Here is a 7,262-nt window from a genome sequence, read left to right as displayed (position 1 = left end):
CAAACTTAAATTACATTGTTAAAGATCATCCATTTCTCGTAACACTTGGTGTCACTTAAATTGGACGGGAATTATAGAACTTTTTTCTCTCTTTGTCAAGAGGATTTACTTTAAATAAACTTAAATTTGTTAATTTATGGTTTTTGGGGATTTTTATTAGTTTTTGTAGTATTAAAGATAATTATTTTTACAGTTTAATGATACAACTTAAGCATAATTTATATCATTAAACTGTAAAATCCTTTTTTTAATTAATATGCGAATGTGGTGGAACGGTAGACACGCAGGCTTGAGGGGCTTGTACTTAACGGTGTGAGGGTTCAAATCCCTCTATTCGCACCATATTAATTTTAAATTTTTTTCATATTCTTTATAATACTTATTACTTCATCTAGTTCAAGTAATAATTCATCTAAGAGCTTTCTTTTATTTTCCAAAATACTTTCTTTTTCAATTTCTATACATTTTGTAAATAAAATTTTTAAAGCAAGATTCCCACTTACACCTTTTAATTTATGTATATTTTTTTCAAATTCTTCTGTTTTAAAACTACTGTTTAATTCTATATTATAATCAGAATAAGTATTAACAAATTTTTCTAATAACTCATTTATTAAATTCTCACTTCCCACTCTATATAATAATTCATCTAAGTCTAAATGTTTATTTATCATTTTTTCTTTTTTTATAGGTTCTTTTTTATTTATTAAATTAGGTAAATATTTATTTATACATCTAATCAATTCATCAAAATCTATAGGTTTTGATAAATGTTCTTGCATTCCCACCTCATTTGACAATATTTTATCTTCACTCATAACAGCTGCTGTTAATGCAATTATTGGAGTTTTTTTATCAAATTCCCTAATATGTTTAGTTGAATCAAATCCATTCATTCTAGGCATATGTAAATCCATTAGAATCATATCAAAATGATTTTTTTTACATATTTCTATAGCTTCAATTCCATCATTTGCTAGAGTAACTGTTATTCCAAATTTTTTAAGCATTTGTTCACATATTAATTGATTAATATTATTATCTTCTACTACTAATATTTTAGCATCAATTATATAATCATTCTGTTTTTTATTATCTATTATTAACTTATCTTTATTAGTATTTTCAAGATCTATTAGAACATTATATATTGAAGATGGAGTAAAAGGTTTTCTTAAGATATTATTAACAGATACTTCTTTTTCTTTTAACTTCACTTTTAGACTATCCTCCTCATATGCTGTAACCATAATAATTTTTGGGCAGTTTTCTAGATTTCTTTTTTTCAATTCTTTTATAAAATCAACACCATCAAGTCCAGGCATAATCCAATCAACCAAAATATAATCAAAACTTGAATTACTTTCAAGTTTAATTAATGCATCATTTGCATTTAAACAACTTGATGATTTAACTCCCCATGATTCTAAGATATTTTCAATAAGCCTTATATCTATTTCATTATCATCTATTAATAAAAAATTCTTATTTTTAAAATGAGTATTATCTAATCCATAAATATTTTCATAAGACAAATTCAAGCTAAAGGTGAAGACTGTTCCTAAACCTTTTTCACTTATCACTTCAATATTTCCATTCATTAATTCAACTAATTCTTTTGTTATGGTTAAACCTAGACCAGTACCACCATAAATTCGTGTAGTTGAATTATCAACTTGTGAAAAAGATTTAAATAATTTCTTTTGTTCTTCCTTATTCATACCAATACCACTATCTTTTACACTACATTTTAAGATTAAGTTATCATCGTTTTTTTCAATTAGTGTTGTCTTAATTTCTATATAACCTGAATTAGTGAATTTAACAGCATTACCTACAAGATTATTAAGAATTTGTGTAATTCTATGGGGATCACCTAGTAATACTTTAGGTATATTATTATCATAATCTATATGTAAATCTATTTCTTTCTTATATGCTTCATAATCAAATAGATTAGTTACATTTAAAAGTAATTTATCAAATTCAAAACTTGTTTTTTCTAAACTTAACTTTCTTGCTTCAATTTTAGAATAATCTAATATATCATTTATTACATTTAACAATGCTAGAGATGAAACTTCCGATTTTAATAAAAATTCTTTAATTCTTGAACTTGGATTTGATTGTAATGCCAATTTATTTAGACCAATTATACCATTTAAAGGTGTTCTTATTTCATGACTCATATTAGCAAGAAACTTACTTTTAGCTTGATTTGCATCTTCTGCTTCATTTTTTGCTTCTTCAAAAGATTTCATTAATGTTTTTTGTTTTGTGATATCTTGAAAGATACCTTCAAGTTCAATAATTTTATTATTTTCATAAATAGCTCTAAACTTTGTAAAAAAATTTAATTTTTTATTATCTTTTGTGTAATTTACAAATTCTAAAGAATCTTCATATTTAATATCAGCAATCTTTATTTTTAAGTGATTTAAAAAATCTTCGTTAAGAAATTCTTTTAATTCATTTAAATGATAAGATTTTTTTTCAATATCATTATAATTTAATAATTTAAAAAAATTATCATCAAAGGTTATTAACCTATCTTTATAATTATATTTGTAATAGCTAAGTTTTACTAAATCTGATGCCTCTTTTAGTCTATCTCCTGTTTTAGAAATAGTCTTAGACATATTATTAAAAAGTTTTGATAAGAATATTGATGCAATTAATGCTAAGATAAGTACTATAAAAGACACTACAATATATTCTTTTATTTGCTCTTTCTTTAACTGCACAAGATATTTATCTTTTAATTTAAAAAGCATATATAAGTCATTGGAAATATCAAAATCAAATTTTTTAATAAATACTTTTTTATCTTCATATTCACCATTTTCTAAAACTTCTTTTATTTCTTTTCCATATTCTTTATTAAGATTATATTTCTCTTTTAAGTAAAGCCCCCAATTTTTATCTTTTTCATAATGTATTAAAGTATTTCCATTTTTGTCAAATAGAATAGTATTATAAATAGTATTTTCTTTTAATGTATTTAAAAAATCTTCCATAAAATAGTTAATAATTATAATACCATTAAAACTGTCATTTTTCTGTATTGGTAAAATTGCTCTAAGTGTTGGATTAAAAGGGATTTCTACTTTTTTATTCTCTATATTTAAATCTAAATTTGAAAACCAAACCTTTTCATAAGGCATTTTTAATGAATTCATAAAGTAGTATCTATTTTTTTTATTTTGTAACTGCTTTTTTGGTATTAAATATATTGAAGATGCAATTTTTTCTCTTTCTACTCTTAAAATTTCATTCCCATTCTTATCAATATATCTTAATTGCATAATATCAGGAGAAGTTCTTGCTAGTGCTAAAAATAAATCTTTTGTTTTATTAATATCCCCTGAAGAAATAAACTCTTTAAAATAATTTGATTTATTAATAGCATTAAGTTGGTTTCTAGATAAATCTAAAAATTCTTCAAAAATTCTATTTTTTTCATAATAAATATTTATTGAATTAGAAAGAGCAATGTTTTGTACTTTTTCGCCAAATAAAATTTTATTAGTTAAGATAAAAGAGAATATTACTCCAAAAGTAAATAATATCAGTATCAATTCCACTTTGAAGTTTTTCTTATTTTCTTTAATCATTTTAATTCCTATTTATTTCATTATACAATATTTTTTGCATTAATTTAAAAATACATATAGATCTAACTTTTTCTTTTATTGCAATAAGATCTTAATTATACTTCATACTCAAAACATATAGTTAGAAATAAGCCTAAAAATCATATAATAATACTTAATTAAAATAATTATTATGGAGAATAAATGAGTTTAAACCTATTTTGTAAGATACTGCTAATATTATTAATCCCAATTTTTTTATATGCAGAAGATATTAAAAAAGAATCCCTTCCCTTAACTAAAACAGATACTAAAGTAGAAGAAAAGAAAGAACCATTAACCGATATTTTTGATGAAAAAAACAATATAACTGAAATAAAAGGTTCAGTAGAGGAACAAATAGAAAAACAGAATATACTCTTAAATACAGTAATAGAAAATATAAACAATGAAAAATATTTATCTTTCACTTTTGATGAAAAAGAGTATAAAAAACAAATTAATTTATTATCAAACAAAATTAATATTAATAAAATTGAAAACAATTCCCTTGCAGTTAAAAGAGATGAATTAAAAAAAGAAACTTTAACACAAGAATTTAAATATGAAGAAACTTTAAAAAAAATCATATTAGCCAAGCAAGAATATAAAGATAGAAAATATTTTGAAAAACTTTTAAAAGATAATATTTCAGATTTACAAAAATCACTAATTTATAAATATGCAGAACTTTATGAAAAAGAATCAAAAAATAAAAATAAGATATCCATAGCTTTTACTGAGAATTATATTGAACTTTATAACCAAAACCATTTGCAAAATTTTATCTTACAATACTTACTTGAAAATATGTCAATGTATAGACAAACAAACTTTTTTATTGATGAGTTTAACTTACAATATTTAGTAAATAAAATTGATTCAATTTATGGTATATCATTTATTTCTGGTCTTACATCTTATTATTTGAAATTTTCAATTGGTGAGATTGTTGTTGTTATATTGATAATGTTAGTATTTAGATTATTAAATATTAAAATTATTAGCTTATTTGCTATTATCATATCAAAATTTTTCGCAAAAAATGAAGATGAAGATAGTGATGTTATTAGACAATATTTAAGAATGTCTATTGATAGTCCACTAAAATATAGTTTATATTTACTTGGAATTCAAATATCTCTTTATATTTTAATCAATGACCCTGAACTAATTACAAAAATTATGCCATGGATTAATACAACGTATATGGCATTACTTACATGGGGACTATATGCTATTTTAAATAATAGTATAAATATTTATGCTCATAATTTATTAGAAAAATATCCTAATGTTAGAAAAGAGATGATTGTTTTTATTTTAAGAATTATAAAAATTATTCTGATTTTATTAGTGATTTTATTTTTATTTATGCAATTAGGAATTGATATAAAAGCAATTGCTGCATCACTTGGAGTTGGTGGTATCGCGATTGCATTAGCAGCAAAAGATACACTTGCTAACTTCTTTGGTTCATTAAATATTATGACTGATAATTCTTTTTCACAAGGTGATTGGATAAAAACAAGTTCAGTTGAAGGAACTGTTGTTGATATTAGAATGAGAACAACAAGAATTAGAACATTTGATAATGCTATGATTACTGTTCCAAATACACAATTAGCTAATACAGATATTATTAACTGGTCAAAAAGAAAAATTGGTAGAAGAATAAAAATGACTTTAGGTGTTACATATCAAAGTAAAATGGAAGATATTATTCAATTAAAAAATGATATACATGATATGTTAGAAGATCACCCACATATTGCATCTAGCAAAAACTCAATTATAAGTCATACTAGAAGATTTGAAGCAATTAAAAGAGAGGATTTGGATGGAGTTAAAAGAACGCTACTTGTTTATATCGATGAATACGGTGCTTCTTCTATTAATATTTTAATATATTGTTTTTCAAGAAGTCCTGATTGGGAAGATTGGCTAACTACAAAAGAGGATGTTTTAATTAAAATTGATCAATTAGTTAAAAAGAATAATTGTGATTTTGCATATCCTACTCAAACTCTTATGTTAAAAAATGATGATGAACAAGTTTTAGTTCAAGAAGATAAATAGAATTTAATTCTATTTATCTTTTTCTTCTTTAATCTCAAATGCAGTTTTAATAATATCTATTCCATATTTATTTCTTAATTTTTGCATTTGATTTGTTAATTTACTTTTTTTAATATCATTTTCATATTCAAAAATATTATATGTAAATTCATTTGCTTTAGCAAAGTTTATTACACTTATATTTAATTGAACAACTCCATGACTTGGATGAGTATCATTTTCATCAAAAAGTTTTGTCATATGATTTTTAAAATCAAGTTCATTAAAAATTGTATTTACATTTACATAATTTTTTGATTTTTGATTTGATTCATATTTGATTTTTATTGTATAGGTTAAAGGATTTACATTTGATTTTTTCACTAAAAAACAAAGATATCTAGAAAGTATACAAACCCTTCTTCTAAGTTCTGTTCTATCATAAATACAATCAAATGTTCGCCCTATTCCAATTGATTTTTTTTCTCTAAATGTAGTAAGTTTTGTATCTCTAATCCCACATACACGATTATATAAGTCAATTCCTGGCTTTTTCCATGAATAAAAAAGCTCTCTTTTATTTTTAATATCACCAAGAGTTTTAATACCATAACCCTTTAGTCTTTCTTGAAAAGCTTTTCCAATTCCTGGAAATTCGGCAATTGGTATATTTCTTATAAAATTACCAATATTATCTTTACTTACATATTTAACACCATCTGGTTTTGCATATTCTGTAATCAGTTTTGAAAGATATTTTGTATTTGCAATTCCTATTGAGATAGGAAGCCCTAACTCTTTTTGTATTTTATTTTTTATTCTATAAGCAAAGGGCACAACTTCATCTTCTTCTATATATCCACTTAAATCTCCAAAAAATTCATCTATTGAAAACTGCTCAACTAGTGGAATTTCTTTTACTAATAACTCTTTTAATTTTTGTGATAATTCATGATACAAAGGATAATTTGGAGAGAGCATTTTGAGATGTGGACATAATGTTAGAGCTTCATTTACACTCATTGCAGTTTTAACTCCATAAGCTCTTGCTTCATACGAAGATGTAGTTATTATTCCTCTAATCTTTCCATTTTCATCAACAAAATACTCTTTAAATGTTTTTTGACCTTCATTTGTTAATATCGAAGATACGAAAGCACCATCATTTGAAGATATTTTTCTTATCTCTTTTTTTGATGAAAAAATATTAAGATTACTTCTTCCTCCAACAGCAACGGGAATATGAAGTAAGCTCTCATCCAAAGTTCTATGAGCAGATACAAAGAAACAATCTAAATCTAAATGAATAAACAATACACTCTCCTAGTTTATAAATTGTATTATATTAAAATAAAATCAGAATCTGGTTTTTTATTACAAAATGCAATATTTTTTATTAAGTGATTATATAGTACATAAAAGATATTATTCAATAAAAAGGATATAAAATAGCAACTTGTAAAAATTGTAAAAGAGAAATAGAACCCAAAAAAAGACAGTGTCCATATTGTGGAATTTTAAATCCAACAGTTACATTAAAAGATGTTTTTTTGACTTTAGTTTTGGTACTAG

Annotated in this window: 3 protein-coding genes and 1 tRNA gene; 2 read left to right on the top strand and 2 right to left on the bottom strand. The window is 23.4% G+C overall.

Annotated features, from left to right (window positions below):
* Nucleotides 1–258 precede the first annotated feature (258 nt).
* A tRNA-Leu gene (locus D9T19_RS11100) sits at nucleotides 259–342 on the top strand.
* 8 nt (nucleotides 343–350) lie between these two features.
* Here D9T19_RS11100 and D9T19_RS11095 read toward each other — a convergent pair.
* Entirely contained in the window at nucleotides 351–3,614 is a 3,264-nt protein-coding gene (locus D9T19_RS11095) for a response regulator (RefSeq protein WP_121628301.1), read from the bottom strand.
* A gap of 183 nt (nucleotides 3,615–3,797) precedes the next feature.
* Between D9T19_RS11095 and D9T19_RS11090 the strand changes: the two genes are divergently transcribed.
* Complete coding sequence (locus tag D9T19_RS11090) at nucleotides 3,798–5,711, top strand: mechanosensitive ion channel family protein (RefSeq protein WP_121628300.1); 1,914 nt, start codon at nucleotides 3,798–3,800, stop codon at nucleotides 5,709–5,711.
* Between the two features lie 9 nt (nucleotides 5,712–5,720).
* On the opposite strand, the gene D9T19_RS11085 is transcribed toward D9T19_RS11090, so the two are convergent.
* On the bottom strand, nucleotides 5,721–7,004 hold the full coding sequence (locus tag D9T19_RS11085; protein ID WP_121628299.1) for a Y-family DNA polymerase: 1,284 nt from the start codon (nucleotides 7,002–7,004) through the stop codon (nucleotides 5,721–5,723).
* Nucleotides 7,005–7,262: the final 258 nt, after the last annotated feature.

It is taken from the genome of Poseidonibacter antarcticus (genome assembly GCF_003667345.1).
GTDB lineage: Bacteria > Campylobacterota > Campylobacteria > Campylobacterales > Arcobacteraceae > Poseidonibacter > Poseidonibacter antarcticus.
The sequence above is the reverse complement of the archived record's forward strand: the minus strand, read 5'-3'. Positions and strand labels throughout refer to the sequence as shown.